Annotated in this window: 12 protein-coding genes; 8 read left to right on the top strand and 4 right to left on the bottom strand. The window is 41.4% G+C overall.

Features of this window, described 5'->3' with window-relative positions; all coding sequences use genetic code 11:
- The first annotated feature begins 755 nt into the window (after positions 1-755).
- The 4 genes from F542_RS07415 to F542_RS07400 all read left to right on the top strand — a co-directional run bounded on the left by F542_RS07415 (position 756) and on the right by F542_RS07400 (position 17463).
- Positions 756-14240 carry a YadA-like family protein gene (locus tag F542_RS07415; RefSeq protein ID WP_025267213.1) on the top strand — a complete coding sequence of 4495 codons (13485 nt, stop codon included), beginning with the start codon at positions 756-758 and terminating at the stop codon, positions 14238-14240.
- A 172-nt stretch (positions 14241-14412) separates the two neighbouring features.
- Entirely contained in the window at positions 14413-14922 is a 510-nt protein-coding gene (locus F542_RS07410) for an OmpA family protein (RefSeq protein WP_015432122.1), read from the top strand.
- A 206-nt stretch (positions 14923-15128) separates the two neighbouring features.
- Positions 15129-16670: a YjjI family glycine radical enzyme gene (locus F542_RS07405; protein ID WP_025267212.1), complete on the top strand. Its 1542-nt coding sequence runs from the start codon at positions 15129-15131 to the stop codon at positions 16668-16670.
- 7 nt (positions 16671-16677) lie between these two features.
- A complete protein-coding gene (locus F542_RS07400) occupies positions 16678-17463 on the top strand; it encodes a 4Fe-4S cluster-binding domain-containing protein (RefSeq protein WP_025267211.1) in 786 nt (261 codons plus the stop codon).
- A 68-nt stretch (positions 17464-17531) separates the two neighbouring features.
- On the opposite strand, the gene F542_RS07395 is transcribed toward F542_RS07400, so the two are convergent.
- The 3 genes from F542_RS07395 to exbB are packed head-to-tail and all read right to left on the bottom strand — an operon-like array spanning position 17532 to position 19231.
- Positions 17532-18386 carry a cell envelope integrity protein TolA gene (locus tag F542_RS07395; protein ID WP_025267210.1) on the bottom strand — a complete coding sequence of 285 codons (855 nt, stop codon included), beginning with the start codon at positions 18384-18386 and terminating at the stop codon, positions 17532-17534.
- Between the two features lie 3 nt (positions 18387-18389).
- Positions 18390-18776 (bottom strand): TonB system transport protein ExbD, encoded by a 387-nt coding sequence (gene exbD, locus F542_RS07390; RefSeq protein WP_025267209.1) that lies wholly within the window; start codon positions 18774-18776, stop codon positions 18390-18392.
- Between the two features lie 11 nt (positions 18777-18787).
- Positions 18788-19231, bottom strand: coding sequence for a TonB-system energizer ExbB (gene exbB / locus F542_RS07385; protein ID WP_015432127.1), 444 nt, complete (start codon positions 19229-19231; stop codon positions 18788-18790).
- Between the two features lie 223 nt (positions 19232-19454).
- Here exbB and glpE point away from each other — a divergent pair, with 223 nt between their 5' ends.
- The 4 genes from glpE to fis all read left to right on the top strand — a co-directional run bounded on the left by glpE (position 19455) and on the right by fis (position 22358).
- Positions 19455-19781 carry a thiosulfate sulfurtransferase GlpE gene (gene glpE / locus F542_RS07380; protein WP_025267208.1) on the top strand — a complete coding sequence of 109 codons (327 nt, stop codon included), beginning with the start codon at positions 19455-19457 and terminating at the stop codon, positions 19779-19781.
- 16 nt (positions 19782-19797) lie between these two features.
- Positions 19798-20853 carry a protease SohB gene (sohB, locus tag F542_RS07375; RefSeq protein WP_015432129.1) on the top strand — a complete coding sequence of 352 codons (1056 nt, stop codon included), beginning with the start codon at positions 19798-19800 and terminating at the stop codon, positions 20851-20853.
- Between the two features lie 236 nt (positions 20854-21089).
- Positions 21090-22046, top strand: coding sequence for a tRNA dihydrouridine synthase DusB (dusB, locus tag F542_RS07370; RefSeq protein ID WP_015432130.1), 957 nt, complete (start codon positions 21090-21092; stop codon positions 22044-22046).
- A gap of 15 nt (positions 22047-22061) precedes the next feature.
- The gene (gene fis / locus F542_RS07365) at positions 22062-22358 is read left to right on the top strand and encodes a DNA-binding transcriptional regulator Fis (RefSeq protein WP_015432131.1); all 297 of its coding nucleotides are present in this window, start codon (positions 22062-22064) and stop codon (positions 22356-22358) included.
- Between the two features lie 134 nt (positions 22359-22492).
- On the opposite strand, the gene dxs is transcribed toward fis, so the two are convergent.
- On the bottom strand, positions 22493-24361 hold the full coding sequence (dxs, locus tag F542_RS07360; RefSeq protein WP_025267207.1) for a 1-deoxy-D-xylulose-5-phosphate synthase: 1869 nt from the start codon (positions 24359-24361) through the stop codon (positions 22493-22495).
- Between the last annotated feature and the right edge of the window lie 28 nt (positions 24362-24389).

Below are 24389 nucleotides of genomic sequence, written 5' to 3'. Positions count from 1 at the left end.
TTTTTTTTGATGGAGTGACAAATGAAGTGATTATATAAATAATGATCATTTTTGGCGTGTTATTTATGCATTTTTCCTTTTTGTGTTTTTGAATATATTTTTTCATATTGCTTGCAGTATAACCGCTTGATATTTAAGTAAATTTACATAACTTTTATGATGAATGTAGATATTAAAGGCGTGGAGACGAGAAATGTAAATGATATTTACAAATGATGTTTTTTGATGATTTCTGTGATTATTATGATGTTATAAATTCGTATATAAATTACGTTATTTTTTTATGATGCAATCGTTTTCTTTGGGCTAAATTGGTTTAGCAATATGTTTAATTGATTATTTTTGAACGGAGAGAATTAAATTAATCAAAATAGTGAATGTATATATTGTAAAAGTGTGCAAATTTGATTTCTTAAAAATTTCTTTGGAGTAAACTCCGCTCCGAGCGTTATAGTTGTATCAATATTGTTGATATCGTTAAAAAATGACACACTAGCAAGCAAGCAAGCAAGCAAGCAAGCAAGCAAGCAAGCAAGCAAGCAAGCAAGCAAGCAAGCAAGCAAGCAAGCAAGCAAGCAAGCAAGCAAGCAAGCAAGTCTAGAATTTATTTTTGAACCGCAGTTTTTGTGCGGTTTTAGTACGTTGGGGCTAACCCAACTAGGCGGGCAAATATAGAAAATAAATCTCTATTGATAATAGCGATCATTTTTCTGTATTTGCCTTTTTTATTATAAAAACAAAATAGGATTATTCTTATGAATAAGATCTTTAAGGTTATTTGGAGCCATGCAACACGAACATTTGTGGTCGCATCGGAACTTGCCAAAAATAATGGTAAAGTTGCGTCAAGTGTAAATCAGGGAGCTGACGTATCCAATAACTACGCAAAAACATTCTCATTAAGTTTACTCTCTGCTTCGGTTATGCTAGGGATACCTTCAAGTGCTGAAGCAGCAGTTGCAATTAGTAGTACAACAGCGCAAGGTGCAGTAGTAGTAAACACTAATCAATCGGATATTTCGGGGGGAGCAGGAAGCAGTGTTTCTTCCCAAAGTACTCGCCCTTATAACTACTATAACCCAGGTAGTAAATCTTATGCGAATGCCTCAGAAAGCAATTCTGAAGTAGATTTGTATAATTCAAGTAATTCTACTGGTATTGCTTTGGGTGAAAATGCGAATGCCAAAGGTCAGCGTAATGGCTTTTCTAATGGTATTGCGATCGGGGATTATTCAAATGCATCCGGAGGCTTAGCGGTTTCTATAGGTGCTTATTCGCAAGCATTAGATATCGGTTCTGTAGCTCTTGGTACTTCATCAAGAGCAGCAGGCTTTAACTCATTTGCGGCAATGCGTCAATCTGCTGCTATTGGGGATTATTCTGTTGCAATTGGTTCTACTGCTTGGGCAGATAGCCGCTCTAGCTTAGCGATTGGTTCATCTGCGACAGCTAAAGGGACGCAATCTTTTGCGATTGGTAGTGCTGACCATGTGACTTTAGATGGTACAGATACTAATGAAGCGAGAAGAACCAAATATGATGGAATGAATAATACCCAAACAAATGGCAATCGTTCTTTTGCTATTGGTACTTCTGCAAAAACAAATGGTGATGACTCTTTTGCATTTGGTTCAGAAGCAAATGCAGGATCATTTGATTCTGTTTATGATACATATTTACAAGCTAATGTCGCTTCAGCAAATGCTAGTGCAAAAGCACAAAGAGCTTTTGCCTTAGGTACAAAATCTCGTGCATTAAAAGATGATGCTTTTGCTTTAGGTACCAGCGCAAATTCTTCTGGTGAAAGTTCGTTTTCGTTAGGCACTAATGCCAACGCAACAGATAAAAATGCCTTTGCATTAGGTACCGCTTCTAACGCAACGCGTGAAAATGCAGTTGCATTTGGCGTGCAATCTAATGCAACTAATGTATCTGCAATTGCATTTGGTGTGCAATCAAATGCATCGGCAGAAAAGGCGATTGCGTTTGGTACAGAAGCATTTTCTAACGGCAGCGCTGCGGTAGCGGTGGGAAGCTCTTCTAAAGCAAGTGGTGAACGCTCTATTGCTATTGGTGCCGATGCAAATGTAACGCAGAAATCGGGCGGTAGTATTGCAATTGGTGAAAATGCGACAGTAGATGCTAAAGAATCTACCGCAGTGGGAATGAAATCAAAAGCATTGAGCAATTTCTCTACCAGTATTGGTGCGAGTAGCCAAGTCGGTGCGAATGCTGAAAGTGGTATGGCGATTGGCCACTCTGCAAATGTCACTGCGGCAAATGCTACTGCAATCGGTACCAATGCAATAGCAAGTCATACCAACGCGGTTGCACTTGGCTCAGCTTCTACTACTCGTGAAGCAACTAAAGAAAGCACGGCAACAGTAAATGGCATTACTTATACTGGCTTTGCCGGTAATAACCCGAGTAGTGTGGTTTCTGTGGGCTCAAAAGGTGCTGAACGCCAAATTGTGAATGTGGCGGCGGGTAATGTTTCTGCCAATTCTACTGATGCAATCAATGGTTCACAACTTTATTTAGTAGCAGTAGAGGCGGCTAAGAAGAGTATTGTAAAAGCGGGAACAAATACGAATGTTTCTAGCACAGCTCATACAAATGGCTCTATTACTTATACTGTTGATACATTGAAAACCATTGCTGAAAAAGGTTCTGATTATGTTACAGTCACTGAATCTAGTGAAGCTAACAATGTATTCAAATATACGATCGATCTTAACCAAACAACAAAAGATGCGATAAATCAAGTTTCTAATAATACCCAAAATATTACCAACTTAAATAATACGATTAAACAAGGTTGGAATATCACAACAACTGCTTCTGCTGGCGGTAAGGTAGATAATAGCTCAACAGCCAATGTTCAATTAGGCGATTTAGTGACTATCGATGCAGGGCAGAATATCAATATTACGCAGTCTGATCGTAAGATTAGTATTGCAACTTCTATGGATCCTGCCTTTAACAGCGTAACCACGAATAATTTCACTGTGAATGCAAGTGGTGTGGTGAATATGGGCGGTAATACCGTGCAAAATGTGGCAAATGGTACAAACGCAACAGATGCGGTGAATTTGCAACAATTAAATGCCAGCAAATCGGTGGTTAAAGCAGGGAATTACACCAATGTTACCAGCAGCTCTGATGCAAATGGTACGGTTTATACGGTAAATGCTGATAAATCAGTGGTAAAAGCGGGTAATAATGTTAATGTCACTACAGAGACAGACGGTAAAGGTTTAACGAATTACACGGTTAATGTAGAGGGTGATTTAACTAACATTACCAGCATTACAAATAATGTGGGCAATAAGCTAACCATCGGTAATGGCACAACAACTGTTGAAGGTGGCAAAGCAAAAGTTAGCAACAATTCGAATAAAACGGATATTGCGACTGTTGGCGATATTGTGAATACCATCAACAATGTAAGTTGGGCTGTAGCAGGCAATGGCGCTGTTCAAGAAAATATTACCGCAGGCGAAGTGGTGAACTTTGCTAATGGTAATAATAGTGTTGCGGTTGTTACTGCAAACAAAACAACCGGCGGGGTTGATGTTAAGTTTAATGTTGAGGGTGATTTAAAGAATATTTCTTCTTTAACCAATAACGGCACAACGATCACTATTGGCGATACCAACAATAATAAAGTGGTAAATGTTAATGGTGCAAATATCACCAATGTTGCAAATGGTACAAACGCCACAGATGCAGTGAATCTGCAACAATTAAATGCCAGCAAATCAGTAGTTAAAGCAGGCAATTACACCACAGTTACCAGCACATCAGATGCCAATGGCACGGTTTATACAGTGAATGCTGAAAAATCGGTCGTGACTGAAGGTACTAATGTCAAAGTTAATGTAACGACTAGCGGTGATGGTTTAACTACTTACAATGTAAGCGTAGCTGGTGATTTAACTAACATTACCAGCATTACAAATAATGTAGGTAATAAGTTAACTATTGGTAACGGTACAACAACCGTTGAAGGTGGTAAGGCGAAGGTTAGCGATAATTCGAATGCAACAGATATTGCGACCGTTGGCGATATTGTGAAGACCATCAACAATGTAAGTTGGACAGTCTCTGGCAATGGTGAGGTAAAAGAAAATATTACCGCAGGCGAAGTGGTGAATTTTGTTAATGGTAATAATAGTGTTGCGGTTGTTACTGCAAACAACACAACCGGCGGGGTTGATGTTAAGTTTAATGTTGAAGGTGCATTAAGCAACATTACTTCTTTAACCAATAACGGCACAACGATCACTATTGGTGATACCAACAACAATAATGTGGTCAATGTGAATGGTGCAAATATCACCAATGTTGCAAATGGTACAAACGCCACAGATGCAGTGAATCTGCAACAATTAAATGCCAGCAAATCAGTAGTTAAAGCAGGCAATTACACTACAGTTACCAGCACCTCAGATGCCAATGGCACGGTTTATACGGTAAATGCTGAAAAATCTGTAGTAAAAGCGGGTAACAATGTCAATGTGACCACTGAAACTGATGGTAAAGGTTTAACCAACTATACGGTTAAAGTAGAAGGTGATCTTACCAATATCAGCAGCATCACCAACAACGGCACAACGATTAAATTAGATAATCAAAATGGGAATAAAACCGTTGATGTTGGCGGTGCAACCATTACTAATGTCGCTGCGGGTGTAAATTTAACGGATGCGGTGAATGTTGGTCAGTTGGAAAAAGTGAATGCAACGGCCAATGCGGGTTGGAATGTCACGACGAATAATGGCAATCAAACCTATAACGTGAAACCAAATGCCACGGTAGATTTAAGTAGCTCAGACGGCAATATTGTTATTGGTCAAAAAGACGGAAACATTACCTTTGCGCTAGCAGGTAACTTGAGCAATATCACGAATATTAGCAATGGTGATAACAACAGTATTCGTTTAGGTGATAACAACAATATTACAACCATTATTAGCAATGGTACGACCTTTACCTTTGGTGCGGGAAATACGACGGTAAATGTGAGTGGTAAAGCCGAGTTAGTTACGGGTACAAATAGCACTGATGTTGCGACCGTTGGCGATATTATTGAAACGATTAACGGTGTGTCTTGGACGCTTGCGGGTAATGGTGCCAATGTGAGCCAGATTAAAGCGGGTGATATCGTTAATTTTATCGATGGTAAAAATACAAAAGCCTCTGCGAAAGTAAACAATGGTGCAACCGAGGTGACCTACAATGTTGAAGGTGATCTCACTAATATCACAAGTATTACGAATAACGGCACCACCATTAAGTTAGAAAATAAAGATGGTGATAAAGCGATTAATGTTGATGGCGCAACCATTACGAATGTTAAAGCGGGTGAGAACGGTACAGATGCCGTAAATCTGGATCAGTTAAACGCGAGCAAATCGGTGGTTAAAGCGGGCAACTACACCACAGTCACCAGTACATCAGATGCCAATGGCACGGTTTATACGGTAAATGCTGAAAAATCGGTTGTTGTGGCAGGTACAAATGCCAATGTGACTACAACTACAGATGGTAAAGGGCTAACCACTTACAATGTAAGTGTAACGGGTGATTTAACTAACATTACCAGCATTACAAATAATGAAGGTAATAAATTAACCATTGGTAACGGCACTACGACAGTTGATGCAGGTAAAGCAAAAGTTAGCAATAATTCAAATGCAACAGATATTGCGACCGTTGGCGATATTGTGAATACCATCAACAATGTAAGCTGGGCTGTAGCCGGCAATGGTGCTGTAAAAGAAAATATTACCGCAGGCGAAGTGGTGAATTTTGTCAATGGCAACAATACTGTTGCTGTCGTGACAGCCAATACTTCAACTGGTGGTGCAGATGTTAAGTTTAATGTTGAAGGTGCATTAAGTAACATTACTTCTTTAACAAATAATAACGGTACACAAATCACCTTAGGTGATACCAACAACAATAATGTAGTAAATGTTAATGGTGCAAATATCACCAATGTTGCAAATGGTACAAACGCCACAGATGCGGTGAATCTGCAACAATTAAATGCCAGCAAATCAGTAGTTAAAGCGGGCAACTACACCACAGTTACCAGCATCTCAGATGCCAATGGCACAGTTTATACGGTGAATGCTGAAAAATCCGTAGTAAAAGCGGGTAATAATGTCAATGTGACCACTGAAACTGATGGTAAAGGTTTAACCAACTATACGGTGACAGTAGAAGGCGATCTCACCAACATCAGCAGTATCACCAACAACGGCACAACGATTAAAGTTGGCGTTGAAAATGGCAACAATACGGTCAATATTGGTGGCGCAACGATTACCGAAGTAAAAGCTGGGGTAAACGGCACGGATGCAGTGAATGTTGATCAGCTAGAGAAAGTGAATAGCACAGCAAATGCAGGCTGGAATGTGAGCACGAATAAAGGTGAAACAACCTATAACGTGAAACCAAATGCCACGGTAGATTTACGTAATGCAGACGGCAACATTGTCATTAGCCAAGATAACGGTAATATCACCTTTGACCTTGCAGGTAAGCTAACCAACATCACTAATATCAGTAATGGTGATAATCACAGTATCCGTTTAGGCGATAACAATAATGTCACAACCATTGTTAATAATGGCACAACCTTTACTTTTGGCGAAGGTAATACCACAACTAACGCGACAACCGGCAAAGCAGAAGTCGCTTCAGGTAGTAATAATACCGATGTGGCAACTGTAGGGGATATTGTTGAAACCATCAATAATGTGTCTTGGACGGTCGCAGGCAATGGAAGCAATGTCAGCAAAATCAAGGCTGGTGATGTTGTTAATTTTGTAAATGGTAATAATACCGTTGCCGTGGTGAAATTAAATGAAACCACAAATGCAACGGATGTGACTTACCATGTCGAAGGTGATTTAACGAATATCACAAGTATCACTAATGGTAATACTTCTATTAAGTTAGGCGATGCTAACGGCAATAACACCGTGAATATCAACAACGCGACAATTAGCAATGTTGCACCGGGCGTAAATGGCACAGATGCGGTGAATGTAGATCAGCTAGAAAAAGTGAACAGCACGGCAAATGCAGGCTGGAATCTCACGGTGAATACAGGCGAAAACGGCACCAATATTAGCCCGAATGCGACAGTGGATTTACGTAACAGCGATGGCAACATTGTGATTACGAAAGACGCAAATAACGTTACCTTTGACTTAAACAGCACCTTAACCATTGGTGGAAAAGGCAAAGATGGCGTAGATGGTAAAGACGGTCAGCTAGGTGTAGCCGGTAAAGATGGCGCAGATGGCGTAACCATTTACGGTAACGGCACGATTGGCATTAACGGTAAAGACGGTATTCCGGGTAAAGACGGCCAACCGGGCATGAATGGTTCTAATGCAACTGTAACAGTAGTTGAAGGCACCCCAGGTATCAACGGCAAAGACGGCGAAACGCTAACACGTGTGGTTTATACCGATGCCAACGGCACAACGCATGAAATTGCTACCTTAGACGACGGCTTGAAATTCAAAGGCGATAAAGGAGAAGTGATTGCGAAGAAACTGGGCGAAACGTTAGATATTATCGGTAAAGCTAAAGATGATGCCGCTGTAACAGATAAGAACTTACGCGTAGATAGTGAAGGTGGTCAGTTGGTGATCAAGATGGCAAGCGATCTGCGAGACATCAACAATATCACCAGCAGCAATGGCAACACCACGATTACGCTAAGTGATAGCAATGGCAACAACACCGTGAATATCAATAACGCGACAATCAGCAATGTTGCACCGGGTGTAAACGGCACAGATGCGGTGAATGTAGATCAGCTAGAAAAAGTGAACAGCACAGCAAATGCAGGCTGGAATCTCACGGTGAATACAGGCGAAAACGGCACCAATATTAGCCCGAATGCGACAGTGGATTTACGTAACAGCGATGGCAACATTGTGATTACGAAAGACGCAAATAACGTCACCTTTGACTTAAACAGCACCTTAACCATTGGTGGAAAAGGCAAAGATGGCGTAGACGGTAAAGACGGTCAGCTAGGTGTAGCCGGTAAAGATGGTAAAGATGGCGTAACCATTTACGGTAACGGCACGATTGGCATTAACGGTAAAGACGGCATTCCGGGTAAAGATGGCCAACCGGGCATGAATGGTTCTAATGCAACCGTAACAGTAGTTGAAGGCACCCCAGGTATCAACGGTAAAGACGGCGAAACGCTAACCCGTGTGGTTTATACCGATGCCAACGGCACAACGCATGAAATTGCCACCTTAGATGACGGCTTGAAATTCAAAGGCGACACAGGTGAAGTGATTGCGAAGAAACTGGGTGAAACGTTAGATATTATCGGTAAAGCTAAAGATGATGCCGCTGTAACAGATAAGAACTTACGCGTAGATAGTGAAGGCGGTCAGTTAGTAATCAAGATGGCAAGCGACCTGCGTGACATCAATAATGTCACCAGCAGCAATGGCAATACTACGATTACGTTAAGTGATAGCAATGGCAACAACACCGTGAATATCAACAACGCGACAATTAGCAATGTTGCACCGGGTGTAAACGGCACAGATGCGGTGAATGTAGATCAGCTAGAAAAAGTGAACAGCACGGCAAATGCAGGCTGGAATCTCACGGTGAATACAGGCGAAAACGGCACCAATATTAGCCCGAATGCGACAGTGGATTTACGTAACAGCGATGGCAACATCGTGATTACGAAAGATGCGAATAACGTTACCTTTGACTTAAACAGCACCTTAACCATTGGTGGAAAAGGCAAAGATGGTGTAGACGGTAAAGACGGTCAGCTAGGCGTAGCCGGTAAAGATGGTAAAGATGGCGTAACCATTTATGGTAACGGCACGATAGGTATCAACGGTAAAGACGGCATTCCGGGTAAAGACGGCCAACCAGGCATGAATGGTTCTAATGCAACTGTAACAGTAGTTGAAGGCACCCCAGGTATTAACGGCAAAGACGGCGAAACGCTAACCCGTGTGGTTTATACTGATGCTAACGGCACAACGCATGAAATTGCCACCTTAGACGACGGCTTGAAATTCAAAGGCGACACAGGTGAAGTGATTGCGAAGAAACTGGGTGAAACGTTAGAGATTATCGGTCGTACAGCAGAAACTGCGAATGTGACAGATAAAAACTTACGTGTGGATAATGAAAACGGTCAGTTAGTGATCAAGATGGCAAGCGACCTGCGAGACATCAACAATATCACCAGCAGCAATGGCAACACTACGATTACGCTAAGTGATAGCAATGGCAACAACACCGTGAATATCAACAACGCGACAATCAGCAATGTTGCACCGGGTGTAAACGGCACAGATGCAGTGAATGTTGATCAGCTAGAGAAAGTCAATGCCACAGCAAATGCAGGCTGGACGATTACCACAAACGAAGGTAACGCGACTTACAATGTGAAACCAAATGCCACGGTAGATTTACGTAATGCAGATGGCAACATTGTGATTAGCCAAGACAACGGCAACATCACCTTTGACTTAAACAGCACCTTAACTATTGGTGGAAAAGGCAAAGATGGCGTAGACGGTAAAGACGGTCAGTTAGGCGTAGCCGGTAAAGATGGCGCAGATGGCGTAACCATCTATGGCAACGGCACAATTGGCATTAACGGTCGTGATGGAGTCGATGGCAAACCAGGTGCGAACGCTTCAGTCACAGTGATTGAAGGCACCCCAGGTATCAACGGAAAAGACGGCGAAACGCTAACCCGTGTGGTTTATACCGATGCCAACGGCACAACGCATGAAATTGCTACCTTAGATGACGGCTTGAAATTCAAAGGCGACACAGGTGAAGTGATTGCGAAGAAACTGGGTGAAACGTTAGAGATTATCGGTCGTACAGCAGAAACTGCGAATGTGACAGATAAAAACTTACGTGTTGATAATGAAGAAGGTAAGTTAGTGCTGAAAATGGCGAAAGAGTTACAAGAAATTAACTCAATTAGCAACAATAACGGCACAACCATCACCTTAGGTGATGCCAATAACAACAACACCGTGAATATCAACAACGCGACAATCAGCAATGTTGCACCGGGTGTAAACGGCACAGATGCAGTGAATGTTGATCAGCTAGAGAAAGTCAATGCCACAGCAAATGCGGGCTGGACGATTACCACAAACGAAGGTAACGCGACTTACAATGTGAAACCAAATGCCACGGTAGATTTACGTAATGCAGATGGCAACATTGTGATTAGCCAAGACAACGGCAACATCACCTTTGACTTAAACAGCACCTTAACTATTGGTGGAAAAGGCAAAGATGGCGTAGACGGTAAAGACGGTCAGTTAGGCGTAGCCGGTAAAGATGGCGCAGATGGCGTAACTATCTATGGCAACGGCACGATTGGCATTAACGGTCGTGATGGAGTCGATGGCAAACCAGGTGCGAACGCTTCAGTCACAGTGATTGAAGGCACCCCAGGTATCAACGGCAAAGACGGCGAAACGCTAACACGTGTGGTTTATACCGATGCCAACGGCACAACGCATGAAATTGCTACCTTAGATGACGGCTTGAAATTCAAAGGCGACAAAGGTGAAGTGATTGCGAAGAAACTGGGCGAAACGTTAGATATTATCGGTAAAGCTACAGATGATGCCGCTGTAACAGATAAGAACTTACGCGTAGATAGTGAAGGTGGTCAGCTAGTGATCAAGATGGCAAGCGACCTGCGAGACATCAACAATATCACCAGCAGCAATGGCAATACTACGATTACGTTAAGTGATAGCAATGGCAACAACACCGTGAATATCAACAACGCGACAATCAGCAATGTTGCACCGGGTGTAAATGGCACAGATGCAGTGAATGTTGATCAGCTAGAGAAAGTCAATGCCACAGCAAATGCAGGCTGGACGATTACCACAAACGAAGGTAACGCGACTTACAATGTGAAACCAAATGCAACAGTGGATTTACGTAATGCAGATGGCAACATTGTGATTAGCCAAGACAACGGCAACATCACCTTTGACTTAAACAGCACCTTAACCATTGGTGGAAAAGATGGTAAAGATGGTCAAATGGGCGTAGCCGGTAAAGATGGCGCAGATGGCGTAACCATCTATGGCAACGGCACGATTGGCATTAACGGTCGTGATGGAGTCGATGGCAAACCAGGTGCGAACGCTTCAGTAACAGTGATTGAAGGCACCCCAGGTATCAACGGCAAAGACGGCGAAACGCTAACCCGTGTGGTTTATACCGATGCCAACGGCACAACGCATGAAATTGCCACCTTAGATGACGGCTTGAAATTCAAAGGCGACACAGGTGAAGTGATTGCGAAGAAACTGGGCGAAACATTAGAGATTATCGGCCGCACAGACGTGAATGCGAATGTGACAGATAAAAACTTACGTGTTGATAATGAAGAAGGTAAGTTAGTGCTGAAAATGGCGAAAGAGTTACAAGAAATTAACTCAATTAGCAACAATAACGGCACAACCATCACCTTAGGTGATGCCAATAACAACAACACCGTGAATATCAACAACGCGACAATCAGCAATGTTGCACCGGGTGTAAACGGCACAGATGCAGTGAATGTTGATCAGCTAGAGAAAGTTAATGCCACAGCAAATGCGGGCTGGACGATTACCACAAACGAAGGTAACGCGACTTACAATGTGAAACCAAATGCAACAGTGGATTTACGTAATGCAGATGGCAACATTGTGATTAGCCAAGACAACGGTAACATCACCTTTGACTTAAACAGCACCTTAACCATTGGTGGAAAAGATGGTAAAGATGGTCAAATGGGCGTAGCCGGTAAAGATGGCGCAGATGGCGTAACCATCTATGGCAACGGCACAATTGGCATTAACGGTCGTGATGGAGTCGATGGCAAACCAGGTGCGAACGCTTCAGTCACAGTGATTGAAGGCACCCCAGGTATCAACGGAAAAGACGGCGAAACGCTAACCCGTGTGGTTTATACCGATGCCAACGGCACAACGCATGAAATTGCTACCTTAGATGACGGCTTGAAATTCAAAGGCGACACAGGTGAAGTGATTGCGAAGAAACTGGGTGAAACGTTAGAGATTATCGGTCGTACAGCAGAAACTGCGAATGTGACAGATAAAAACTTACGTGTGGATAATGAAAACGGTCAGTTAGTGATCAAGATGGCAAGCGACCTGCGAGACATCAACAATATCACCAGCAGCAATGGCAAGACCACGATTACGCTAAGTGATAGCAATGGCAACAACACCGTGAATATCAACAACGCGACAATCAGCAATGTTGCACCGGGTGTAAACGGCACAGATGCAGTGAATGTTGATCAGCTAGAGAAAGTCAATGCCACAGCAAATGCGGGCTGGTTTATGACGACAAATCACGGTGACAAGTCCTTTAATGTGAAACCGAACGCAAGCGTAGACTTGAGAACGGCAAATAACAATCTTGTTATCACCCAAGAGGATGGCAATATCACCTTTGGCTTGAGCAATAACCTGAACCTAACATCAAACGGCTCAGTCACTATTGGTAATACAACGATTGATAATAGTGGTTTAACCATTAAAGATGGTCCAAGTATTACCGAAAATGGTGTAGATGCCGGTGATAAGAAAGTGACGAATGTTAGCAACGGCACAATCAGCGCAGAGAGCAAAGACGCCATCAACGGCAGCCAGCTCTATGCAGTGAAACAAATCGCAGAAGCCGGCTGGAACTTATCGGTAAATGAGGGAGAAGACGCAGGCAATGTGGCACCGGGTGCGAATGTTGATTTGCGTAATAGTGACGGCAATATCGAGATTAGCAAAGACGCGAATAACGTCACCTTCAATTTAGCGAAAGACATCAAGGTAGATACCTTAAAAGCGAACACAAGCGTCACCGTGGGCAATGACACCGTTCATACTTCAATCATGAACAATGGCATCACAGTGAAAGGTGAAAATAGTACCGTAATCCTAACCGATAAAGGTTTAGATAATGGCGGCAACAAAATCACCAATGTTGCAGCAGGAACGAATGCAACAGACGCAGTGAATGTCAGCCAATTGAACAGCACGATTGCAGGCGTTCAATGGAAACTGACCGGTAACAATGACAATGCAAACGCAACAACCGTAGGCAGCCAAACCGTCAGCTTCAACGATAGCGCTAGCGTGAAAGCTAATGTGGATGGCGTGAATGTCAGCTTCAGCGTAAAAGCCGGTGAGCTTGGCAATGAAGCAGGTAAAGTCACCAGCAACAGTACAAATGGTACCGTTGCGACAGTGAAAAACGTTGCCGATGCGATTAACAACTCAGGCTGGAACATCGCCTTAACAGATGGCAGCAATGAGTTAGTGAAACCAGGCGATATCGTTAAGTTTGTCAATGGCTCAGGCACAACGGCAAACGTGGCGAAGAACGCGAACGGCGGAGTTGAAGTGAGCTTCAATGTAAACAACGCAGAAGCACCAAAAGTCAACGAAGATGGCTCAATTAACGTGCCAAGTTCGGAAAACGGCGGTAGCCACTACGTGAATGCAACGACTCTTGCTACCACGGTGAACAATGCAGCTTGGAATGTTGATTCTAAAGCCGCAGGGGGCACGGTCATCAACGTCGTTAATGAAAAACGCGTAGATAGCCAAGCGGCAACCAAAGTGAAGGCAGGTAACACAGTCAATATCAATGCAGGTAATAATATAGAAATTACCCGCAGTGGCGCAGACATCACAGTTGCCACCTCAATGACCCCAACGTTCAACACAGTTCAAGTGGGCGGTAAAGAAGGTGTAACCCTTGGAAGCTCAACCGCGAAAGACGGCGTGAAAGAATTAAGCGTCGGCGCTCGTGGAGCGGAAGCACGTATCACAAACGTTGCACCAGGCATTGCAGATACAGATGCAGTGAATGTAGGGCAATTACGTGGTGCTGTGGGTAATATCCATAACCACATTAACAAAGTGGATAAACGTGTTCGTGGTGTTGGTGCAAATGCTGCGGCAGGTATGGCGTTACCACAGGTTTATATCCCAGGTAAATCCATGGTAGCAGCTTCTGCTGGTACTTACGGTGGTGAATCGGCAGTTGCCGTGGGTTACTCACGAGCGAGTGACAATGGTAAGTTAATCCTGAAAATGACTGGTACTGCAAATAGTCAAGGACACTTATCTGGTGGTGTGGGTGTAGGTTACCAATGGTAATTTAAGACTCTCACTTATAGTCTAATAAGTTAAGGCGACAAGCGACATACTTGTCGCCTTTTACTAGAATTAGGCTATGTCTTATTGTTTTTTGAACAAAAAACTCTTAGGATTAACATGTTTTTGCAAGAAAACATTTATCTTCTGAGTTTATTTTTGAAGGATTTTTAACATGATGAAAAACATCTTTAAATTAAGTACTGTTTCAGTGGCAACTTTACTTTTAGCTGGTTGTTTTACCGCAAAAAGTATTAATTATGATGCTCCAGCTCCGGCCGTTGCTCCTGCGCCAGCAGTTGCACCAGCAGCACCTGCGCCGGCTAAAGCAAAAGAATTTGTCTTAAGTGGTGATTTCTTATTTGATTTTGATAAATCAAATCTCACTGCAAAAGGCAAATCTGTATTAAATAATGTTGCTAAAGAAATTAAAGCAAATGGTGCAAAAAATGTATCAATTACAGGTTATACCGACCGTTTAGGTTCTGCACAATATAACTTGAAACTTTCTCAAGAGCGTGCAAACACGGCAAAAGCGTATTTACAAGCGCAAGGCGTGAAAGCAAATATTAAAGCGATTGGTAAAGGTAAAGCTAACCAAGTTAAAGCATGTAAAGGCGAAACTGGTCAAGCATTAAAAGATTGCTTAAAACCGAACCGCCGTGTAGTTATTCGTGCGCAGTAATTGACTAGCGAAGCATAAGAAGTGAGAGCAAACAGCTAGCTGTTTGCTCTTTATTTTTGCAAATTTTTTGATGAAATAGACCGCTTGTTAGCATGAGTTAAAAATCAAAAGATTGTAAATAGAAAATGTGATCTAATTCACATTAATTTCCTAACAGCTTGGCTACAATTCTTCTTTTCTGAAAATCATAAACTAAGGAGAATACTATGCAAGCGGTATTACAAGATATTCTTGATGTTGTAAAAGCGAAAAATTTGACTTATCAACAGAAATTGATGAGCATTGGTAATATTGCAGAACGACTATTTCATCCAATTGAATTATTAGGCTATACAGAAGAAGAGTGGCACTATATTGAAAATCAGATGATTTGTGATCTTAATGAAGGTTATGCCATTTACCGACCACGTTATATTTTGCCTGATTATAATGTGTATATGCAAAAAGGTTGCCAATTCTTAGATTTACCACCACCTACTGACCTAGACGAAGCCTTAGATGGCTTATTAATAATCTACTCACACGTACCTTCTATCACTACTTTCCCTGTTTATATCGGACGTTTAGATCAATTACTTGAGCCTTTTATTACCGATGAAGAGCAAGATTATATTAAAATCAAGCGCTTCTTAAATCATATTGATAAAACTATTTCTGATTCCTTCTGCCACGCCAATATCGGACCTTACGACACCAAAGCCGGTCGTTTAATTTTAAAAGCCGTGATAGAGCTTGAGAATACAACACCGAATATGACTATTCGTTATGACAAAACCAAAACGTCACGGGAATTTGCAGAACTCGCGGCGAAAGCTTGTTTATTGGTTTCCAAGCCATCCTTTGCAAATGATGCTTACTACATTCAAGATTTAGGCGAAGAGTATGGTATTGCAAGCTGTTATAATGCATTACCTGAATGCGGTGGCGCTTATACATTAACTCGGTTGCGATTAGGTACGATAGGGCGGGCTTGCACCACTGTTGATGAAATGGTAAATGAACTGCTACCAAAAGTGGCTAAATTTGCGCTTTCTACTATGGATAAGCGACATAAGTTTTTAGTGGAAGAAAGCCATTTCTTTGAGAGTAGTTTTCTTGTGAAAGAAGGCTTTATCCAGCGAAAAAACTTTACTAGTATGCTGGCTATTGTTGGGCTTGCCGATGCAGTTAATCATCTTCTTAAGCAAGAAGGACTGAATGAAACCTTTGGACAAAGTCAGCGAGGGGATGAAATTGCGACCTTGATTATGGATCAATTAGCAAAAGTAAATAATGCGCATATAGGGCTATATGTTGAGCGAACGAACAATCAATATTTATTGCATGCGCAAGTTGGCGCTAATAATCATCCAGAAGACAAGCTGAATACACCCGCCCATCGTATTCGAGTGGGAGAAGAGCCAACCTTGTTAGCACATTTAAAACAATCTGCACCGTTTCATAAATATTTTCCTGCTGGAACGGGAGATTTATTTGCTTTCGACCAAACCTATACAGAGCACCTAGATGCTGTCGTTGATATTATTGATGGGGCTTTTACACAGGGATATCGCTATATTACAACATACCTAAAAAATACCGATCTGATTAGGGTAACGGGCTATTTAGTGAAAAAAAGTGAAGTTGAACGCTATCGGAATGGCGAAGCAGTATTGCGTGACACGACGTGGTATGGCTCTGGAACAGATGATTGTGCCAACGTATTCGATCGCCAACTGCGTGATCATGATAATGTGAATGCGGTATAAGTTTACTATGGCGCTTTCAGAGATTTTTGTGCCACTGCATCGGATTATTCCTTTTTCCAATGTAGAAGGGCGAGGGAATCGCACCAGTATTTTTTTACAAGGTTGCAAGCTGAATTGTTTGTATTGCCATAATCCGGAAACGATCCCTCGCTATACCGATGCCGCAAAATTAGTGAGTTTACAATATCTGTATGAACAGATAATGGAATCTGTACCTTTTATTCGAGGAGTGACAATTTCCGGTGGTGAGCCCACGATTCACTATAAAAAGCTAATTCCGTTATTTAAAACACTTCATCAACAGGGTTTAACTTGTTATCTAGATAGTAGTGGCTTTTTTGAATATGAGATGATTGCACCATTGATTGAAGTGACGGATAAGTTTTTATTTGATTTAAAAGGCGATGGAGAAGGATTGCAAGCGCTTTGTTTTGATCGAAAAAACCAAGCAGGTAAAGTACCAAGTCAGATGATACCGGTGAAAAATCATATGAAACCAGAAAATCTGGCACGCAATTTGCAAAATTTATCTAAATTGTTACCGCTTGGAAAGATTGAAGAGGTGCGTTTAGTTTATCTTAATCAGTTTTATGATGCTTATCAGCTAATTGAAAAAGTCGCTGTTTTGCTAAAACCTTATCCAGATGTATTATTGAAAATAATTCGGGTGCATACAAAAGGAGTGCGCGATGAAAATGGACTTAAGCCTTTTGTACCAAGTGTTGAACAGGTTAATAATCTTGCCCTTTTCAGCAAACAGTGTGGGATTAAAAAGGTAGTCACGATCTATTAGACAAGCGCGTTTGGATAGCTTGAAAAGAAATAAACCCTTAGCAATGGTATGTTGCTAAGGGTTTATAATTATTGAATGGTAAATCTGACAGGGACAGAAATCGCATTAGGGAACCCCGCCGGCGGTGCGGGCGGTTTGGTATTTTGGGCAGCTTTTACAGCGGCATTATCTAAGTTTTGATTCCCTGAAGATTTTGTTACCTGAACATTGCTAATTTGCCCATTGGCAGACAGTGAGAAATTGAGAACAACTACTCCCATTTTACGCATCATTTTTTCGCGCACAGGGTAACTACTATTCGCACGTTGTTGCAAGGATCTTAGCAATAGTGCTCGATAAGTACTATGTTCATTGCCATTGGCAATTTTATATTGCCCCGGTTGAGTCGTATTGCCATTTGGCAAGCCTGCTTGGTTTACTTTAGTGTTATTACCAAGTTCAGCGCCATCCTGAATGCCTGCTTGGTTTTTCTTACCTTGAAATGCATTTGGTATTGCTTTAGCGACCACACCCTGTTTGGCTTCTTTACCTGTTTCGAGCGCTTTTACTACCTTCTTAGGCTCAGTTTTAGGTTTTTCCTTCGGTTTTTCTTTTGGCTTTGGCTTCTCTTTCGGTTTTTCTTTTGGTTTTGACTCAGGTTTAACTACAGGGATAGCCTCAGGCTCTTCCACCGGCTCAGGCTCTGGCTCAACGACCTTTTCTGGTTCAGGAGTAGGTTCAGGAACAACATTATCTGATTCTGGTGCGACAGCAACTTGCTCTTGTTCCAATCTTGAGGCAATAAGCTCAATTGAAATACTTGTAACCTCTTCTTGTAACATCGGTTTTGTGTGTTGTACGGCTGCCCATACTCCTCCAAAAATTAAGCTGTGGATAGCTAACGAGCCGAGCAAACCAATTCGGGAGTTAGATTTATTTGGCATGGCTTATTTCGCACTCTCTTTCTGGGTTACGATAGCAACATTTTTGATTTCATGACTAGAAAGTAGATCTGTGATTTCAACAAATTTTTCAAAAGCAACAGCAGAATCTACTTTTAATGTCACTTTGAGACTTTTATCCCAAGTGGCAATTTCTGATGCTAATAACTCTTTTGTAATAGGTTTATCATTATAAAAAAACTCATTATCTGCCGTAATGGTGAGTAATTTAGCCATATCATCGGATTTTATTGCTTGGGTGGTGCTAGCCTTTGGTACATTGACTTGGATTTTTCCTTGTGAAATAAAGGAAGCCGTAATCAGTACAATGGCTAGTAGCACCAGCATAATATCGATAAAAGGGATAATATTGATTTCATCAAACTTTTTCATGGCAAACTCCATTATTGACGAGCTTTATTTGCTTGCCATTTCAGTTTGTTTTCTTCCACTTTACGACCGAAACCGTTATAGAACATCATAGCTGGAATAGCGACTAAAATACCCACAGCTGTTGCTTTTAAGGCAAGAGATAAGTGCACCATAATTGATGCAGCATCAATATCTCCGCCCGCGTGTCCTAATTCGTAGAAGGTTAAAAGAATACCGATAACAGTACCGAGTAAGCCAATATAAGGCGCATTAGAACCAATGGTTGAGATTGTGGTTAAGTTATGGGTCAAATCAATTTCAAGCTCTTCTAATGTTTGATATTGTTTAGCGTCCACTTTTTTATAAAACAGCACGCGTTCGATCACTTTGGCAAACAAAATAATGCTCATGATGGCGAGTAATCCAAGAATAATATAGTCAATGTAGCTTTGTAAAAATTGAAAGAGTTGATCCATAAATTGTTCCTTATTGAAAAATAGAAAAGCAAATCATGGACGTGTTGAAAGCACCGTAGTTTGGTGTTTCAGCACGCCCATGTGCGCATTTGAAAATTGTTCGCATTATATAGGGATGTGTAAAAATTTCAACCATTCTTAATGGAAACGAGTGTTTACAATTCTGTTTGAAATGCTATATTTCGCCACCTTAGAGTTAAGAAATCGTTAAAAGAAATTATTTATGGAAGAAACATTTATTGAAATTACACCTCAGCAGGCATGGGAAATGATGCAACGTGATAATACGGTGCTTGCCGATATTCGTGATGCAATTCGATTTAGTCATAGCCGACCTCAAGGTGCTTTTCATCTAACTAATCATAGCTATGGTGCCTTTATGGATGAATACGATTATGAAGAACCAGTGATTGTGCTTTGTTATCATGGTGTAAGTAGTCGTGGAACTGCTCAATTTTTAATTGAGCAAGGGTATGAGCAAGTCTATAGCGTAAAAGGTGGCTTTGAGGGTTGGGTTCGGGCTGAATTGCCAATTGAAATGGGATATTGATTAAAGGAGCACGTAAATGTGGAAAGAAATTTTGCTTAATTATGGCATTTTTTTGCTTGAGTTATTAACGGTGTTTGGTGTGATTGCCGTTGTTGTTATGATGATTTTAGACGCTCGCAAACAGCCTGAAAACGGCACCATTACATTAACAAATTTGACGGAAAAATTTGCTGAGCAAGAAAAAGCGTTAAAACACAGTTTTTTAAGTGAAGCTGAATTAAAACACCAAGAAAAATTGGAGAAAAAAGCGGCTAAAGAAAAAGCTAAGGCCGAGAAAAAACGCTTAAAAGAGGGGCTAGAGCTGGCAGAAGATACAAAATCGCGTCTGTTTGTACTTAATTTTCATGGGGATCTACATGCCAGCAATGTTGCAAGCTTACGTAAAGAGATTGATGCGGTGCTTAGTGTGGCAAATCCAGCCAAAGACAGTGTATTACTCAAATTAGAAAGCCCTGGTGGCGTGGTGCATGGTTATGGCTTAGCGGCATCACAATTACAGCGTTTGAAGAAAAAACAAATTCCTTTGACTATTGCTGTAGATAAAGTGGCTGCCAGTGGCGGCTACATGATGGCATGTGTTGCAGATAAAATTGTAGCTGCACCATTTGCAATTATTGGGTCTGTTGGGGTTGTCGCCCAAGTGCCGAATATTCATCGTTTGCTGAAAAAACATGATATTGATGTTGATGTGATGACTGCAGGGGAATATAAACGCACGGTGACCTTGGTTGGCGAAAATACAGAGAAAGGTAAACAGAAGTTTCAACAAGAATTGGAAGAGACTCACGCTCTGTTTAAGACGTTTGTTATTGAACATCGGCCACAACTTGAGATTGAAAAAATTGCAACAGGTGAACATTGGTTTGGACAACAAGCCTTGGCACTAAATTTAGTTGATGAAATCAATACGAGCGATGATTTTATTCTCAATGCGATAGCAACGTATGATGTTATTGAAATTAAATATCAACGCAAGAAAAAGCTTGCTCAGCGAGTTGGTGAACAGGTCGAGAGTAGCGTTGAAAATGTACTAAGCAAATTATGGTATAAAAGCCGAGAGACGCATTTATAAGCTAACAAGCGGTCTAATTTGAGAAAATTTTTACAAAAAATAGAAATTGCTTGAAAAATAGACTTTTCAAACAGTGAAAAAATGCGTATTATACGCGCCCTTGATTCAGAACGCAGAATAATCATTTTCGCGCTTTCTGATGAGGCGGAATAGTGAAGAAGTACGGTTTTTAGCCGTACTTTTTATTTGGGACTTCGATGAGTTAAATTTGTATTAAAAATCGCCAATGGAGCTGTATGCGTATCGGGCAGTATGAAATAAAAAACCGTATTTGCCTTGCGCCAATGGCAGGCATTACTGATCAGCCATTTCGGCGGCTGTGTAGTCAGCTTGGCGCAGGTTTAACTTTTTCTGAAATGATGTCCACTAATCCTGATGTATGGCATACCGAAAAATCGCGCTTACGCTTAGCGCACCACGATGAAATTGGTATTAATGCTGTACAGATTGCCGGTTCGGATCCAGCTGAAATGGCACAGGCAGCTAAAGTAAATGTGGGCTATGGCGCAGACATTATTGATATCAATATGGGCTGCCCAGCAAAAAAGGTAAACAAAAAAATGGCAGGCTCTGCCCTTTTGCGTGAACCTGAATTAGTTAGACAGATTTTAGAAGCTGTTGTAGATGCCGTTGATGTGCCTGTCACATTAAAAATCCGAACAGGTTGGGATCAAGCGCATCGAAATTGCTTAGAAATTGCAAAAATTGCAGAGCAAGCAGGGGTAAAAGCGCTCACTATTCATGGACGGACAAAAGCGTGCTTGTTTAATGGTGAAGCTGAATATGAAAGTATTCGCATGGTTAAGCAAGCCGTATCTATCCCGATTATTGCTAATGGCGATATCGACAGCCCAGAAAAAGCGCGCTTTGTATTAGATTATACAGGTGCAGATGCAGTAATGATTGGGCGGGGTAGCTATGGTCGTCCTTGGCTATTTTCAGAAATAGCAGACTATTTTGCACAAGGAGAGTATGTTCCTTTCTCATTTGCAGAAAAATGCCAGCTGATGATAAAACATATTCAAGATCTTCATCTGTTTTATGGTGAAGAGAAGGGATTTAGAATCGCGCGTAAGCACGTTGGTTGGTATACGGAACAACTTAAACCGAACTCAAATTTTAAACGTACTTTTAATGCCTTAGACTCGACGAAAGAACAGCTAAATGCATTGGAAGATTTTATAAAATCTTAAGTTGGATAGAAAACAATGTTAGAACAACAACCTACACAAAACCCATTGACAGTATCAATGTTGAACGCACAGGCTCAACAAGTAAATAAGCCTCTGCGTGATAATGTAAAACAAGCATTAAAAAACTATTTAGCCCAATTAAGTGGTGAAGATCCAACTGAGTTATATGAGTTGGTGCTTTGTGAAATTGAGCATCCAATGTTGGATATGGTAATGCAATATACTCGTGGTAACCAAACCCGTGCAGCAGCAATGCTTGGTATTAACCGCGGTACATTACGCAAAAAATTGAAAAAATATGGTATGGGTTAATTAACCTAGAAATACAAAGCCCTTGTAATGTAAATTACAAGGGCTTTATTGCTATTTAAAAGTCGGAAAATGAATGGAGAAAGAATAGTATTTCATCGCACTTTCTTGAGTATTTGTTTTAAAGATCATGTCATTTAATTTGCATTATTGACTGCTTCTAGTGCTGTTTGAATTTTTTGAGCAATGCCTGCGGCATCTAATCCTAAATCAGCATAACTTTCTGCTTGGGTCGCCTGTGGAATAAAATAGTCAGGAATACCCAGCATAACAAGCGGTTTAATTTTACCAATTTTTTGCAAATATTCATTTACTGCAGAGCCTGCCCCACCTTGAATTGCATTTTCTTCCAACGTAACTAACAGCTCATGGCTTGCAGCAAGCTCAGAGATAAGGCTTTCATCAAGCGGCTTAACAAAGCGCATATCCACCAATGTATAATTGTATTGTTCTGCAACGCTTTGAGCATTCTCTAAGAGCGCTCCAAAATTCAATACAGCCACTTTTTGACCTTGGTGGACGATTCTCCCTTTACCGATAGCAAGTGACTGCATAGGTTCTAATGTTACGCCTTTAGCATTGCCTCGAGGGTAACGTACTGCAACAGGGGTGTTCATTTGATATGCGGTATAGAGCATTTGACGCATTTCATTTTCATCGCTAGGTGCCATAATCGTCATGTTAGGAATACAGCGCATAAAGCTGAGATCAAATGCGCCTTGGTGAGTTTGTCCATCAGCACCGACAATGCCGGCGCGGTCAATAGCAAAAATCACAGGCAGATTTTGAATCGCAACATCGTGAATAAGTTGATCATAAGCGCGTTGTAAGAAACTTGAATAGATGGCGACCACAGGTTTATAACCTGCGATAGCTAAGCCTGCCGCAAAGGTAACCGCATGCTGTTCAGCAATGGCTACATCAAAGTATTGCTGTGGAAAACGCTTAGAAAACTCTACCATACCTGAGCCTTCGCGCATGGCTGGTGTTATACCAATTAGTTTTTCATCATGTAATGCTACTTCACACAGCCAATCACCAAAAATATTTGAGTATGTTGGTGCCGATTTAGATTGTGGTAGTTTACCGCTAGTATGATCAAACTTAGGCACGCCGTGGAAACCAATTGGATCTTGCTCTGCAGGCTGATAACCTTTGCCTTTTTTAGTTTTGATATGCAAAAATTGTGGGCCTGGCATGTTACGCATTTTGGTGAGTGTATGTACAAGCTCATCTAAATCATGCCCATCAATTGGCCCAATATAGTTAAAGCCCAAAGTTTCAAACATTGTGGCGCTTGGTGAGACAAAGCCTTTTACTTGCTCTTCTGTACGCGAGACAAACTCTTTGATCGGGGGTAAGCCAGAAAGAAGTTTTTTGCCACTTTCTTTTAAATTGTTATATAAAGAGCTTGTAAATAAGCGAGAAAGCTGATTATTCAGTGCGCCAACATTTTCCGAAATAGACATTTCATTGTCGTTTAAAATGACTAACATATCGGTATGCAAAGAGCCAGCATGGTTGATTGCTTCAAATGCCATACCCGCGGTAATAGCACCATCGCCAATCACGCAAACTGTTTTACGCCCTGCATTTTCTTTTTCTGCACCAACAGCAATACCGAGCCCTGCGCTAATTGACGTGGAGGAATGCCCAACGCTCAGCACATCAAAAGGGCTTTCTTCACGCCATGGGAAAGGGTGCAAACCATTTTTTTGGCGAATGGTATGCATTTGTTCACGGCGACCAGTTAAAATTTTATGCGGATAGGCTTGGTGCCCAACGTCCCAAATGAGCTGATCAAATGGTGTTTGATAAACGTAATGCAAGGCAACAGTTAATTCCACTACACCTAGCCCTGAAGCTAAATGCCCACTTGTTTGGCTGACCGATTCAAGCAAGTAAGATCGTAATTCATCACACAGCGGTTTAAGTTTATCCTTACTGAGTAAACGCAACTCTTCTGGCGAATTAATTTGGCTGAGAATTGGGTAGGTATTTTGCATAGGTTTATCTTTAATTGAAAATGGACAA

The organism is Bibersteinia trehalosi USDA-ARS-USMARC-188, from assembly GCF_000521725.1.
Lineage (GTDB): Bacteria > Pseudomonadota > Gammaproteobacteria > Enterobacterales > Pasteurellaceae > Bibersteinia > Bibersteinia trehalosi.
The sequence above is the reverse complement of the archived record's forward strand: the minus strand, read 5'-3'. Positions and strand labels throughout refer to the sequence as shown.

What these genes read in the sequence shown, in the direction of transcription:
- glpE (WP_025267208.1), top strand. Translation starts at nt 19,455, where the DNA reads ATGGAAGAAACATTTATTGAAATTACACCTCAGCAGGCATGGGAAATG.
- F542_RS07415 (WP_025267213.1), top strand. Translation starts at nt 756, where the DNA reads ATGAATAAGATCTTTAAGGTTATTTGGAGCCATGCAACACGAACATTT.
- F542_RS07405 (WP_025267212.1), top strand. Translation starts at nt 15,129, where the DNA reads ATGCAAGCGGTATTACAAGATATTCTTGATGTTGTAAAAGCGAAAAAT.
- fis (WP_015432131.1), top strand. Translation starts at nt 22,062, where the DNA reads ATGTTAGAACAACAACCTACACAAAACCCATTGACAGTATCAATGTTG.
- dxs (WP_025267207.1), bottom strand. Translation starts at nt 24,361, where the DNA reads ATGCAAAATACCTACCCAATTCTCAGCCAAATTAATTCGCCAGAAGAG.
- exbB (WP_015432127.1), bottom strand. Translation starts at nt 19,231, where the DNA reads ATGGATCAACTCTTTCAATTTTTACAAAGCTACATTGACTATATTATT.
- sohB (WP_015432129.1), top strand. Translation starts at nt 19,798, where the DNA reads ATGTGGAAAGAAATTTTGCTTAATTATGGCATTTTTTTGCTTGAGTTA.
- F542_RS07395 (WP_025267210.1), bottom strand. Translation starts at nt 18,386, where the DNA reads ATGCCAAATAAATCTAACTCCCGAATTGGTTTGCTCGGCTCGTTAGCT.
- exbD (WP_025267209.1), bottom strand. Translation starts at nt 18,776, where the DNA reads ATGAAAAAGTTTGATGAAATCAATATTATCCCTTTTATCGATATTATG.
- dusB (WP_015432130.1), top strand. Translation starts at nt 21,090, where the DNA reads ATGCGTATCGGGCAGTATGAAATAAAAAACCGTATTTGCCTTGCGCCA.
- F542_RS07400 (WP_025267211.1), top strand. Translation starts at nt 16,678, where the DNA reads ATGGCGCTTTCAGAGATTTTTGTGCCACTGCATCGGATTATTCCTTTT.
- F542_RS07410 (WP_015432122.1), top strand. Translation starts at nt 14,413, where the DNA reads ATGATGAAAAACATCTTTAAATTAAGTACTGTTTCAGTGGCAACTTTA.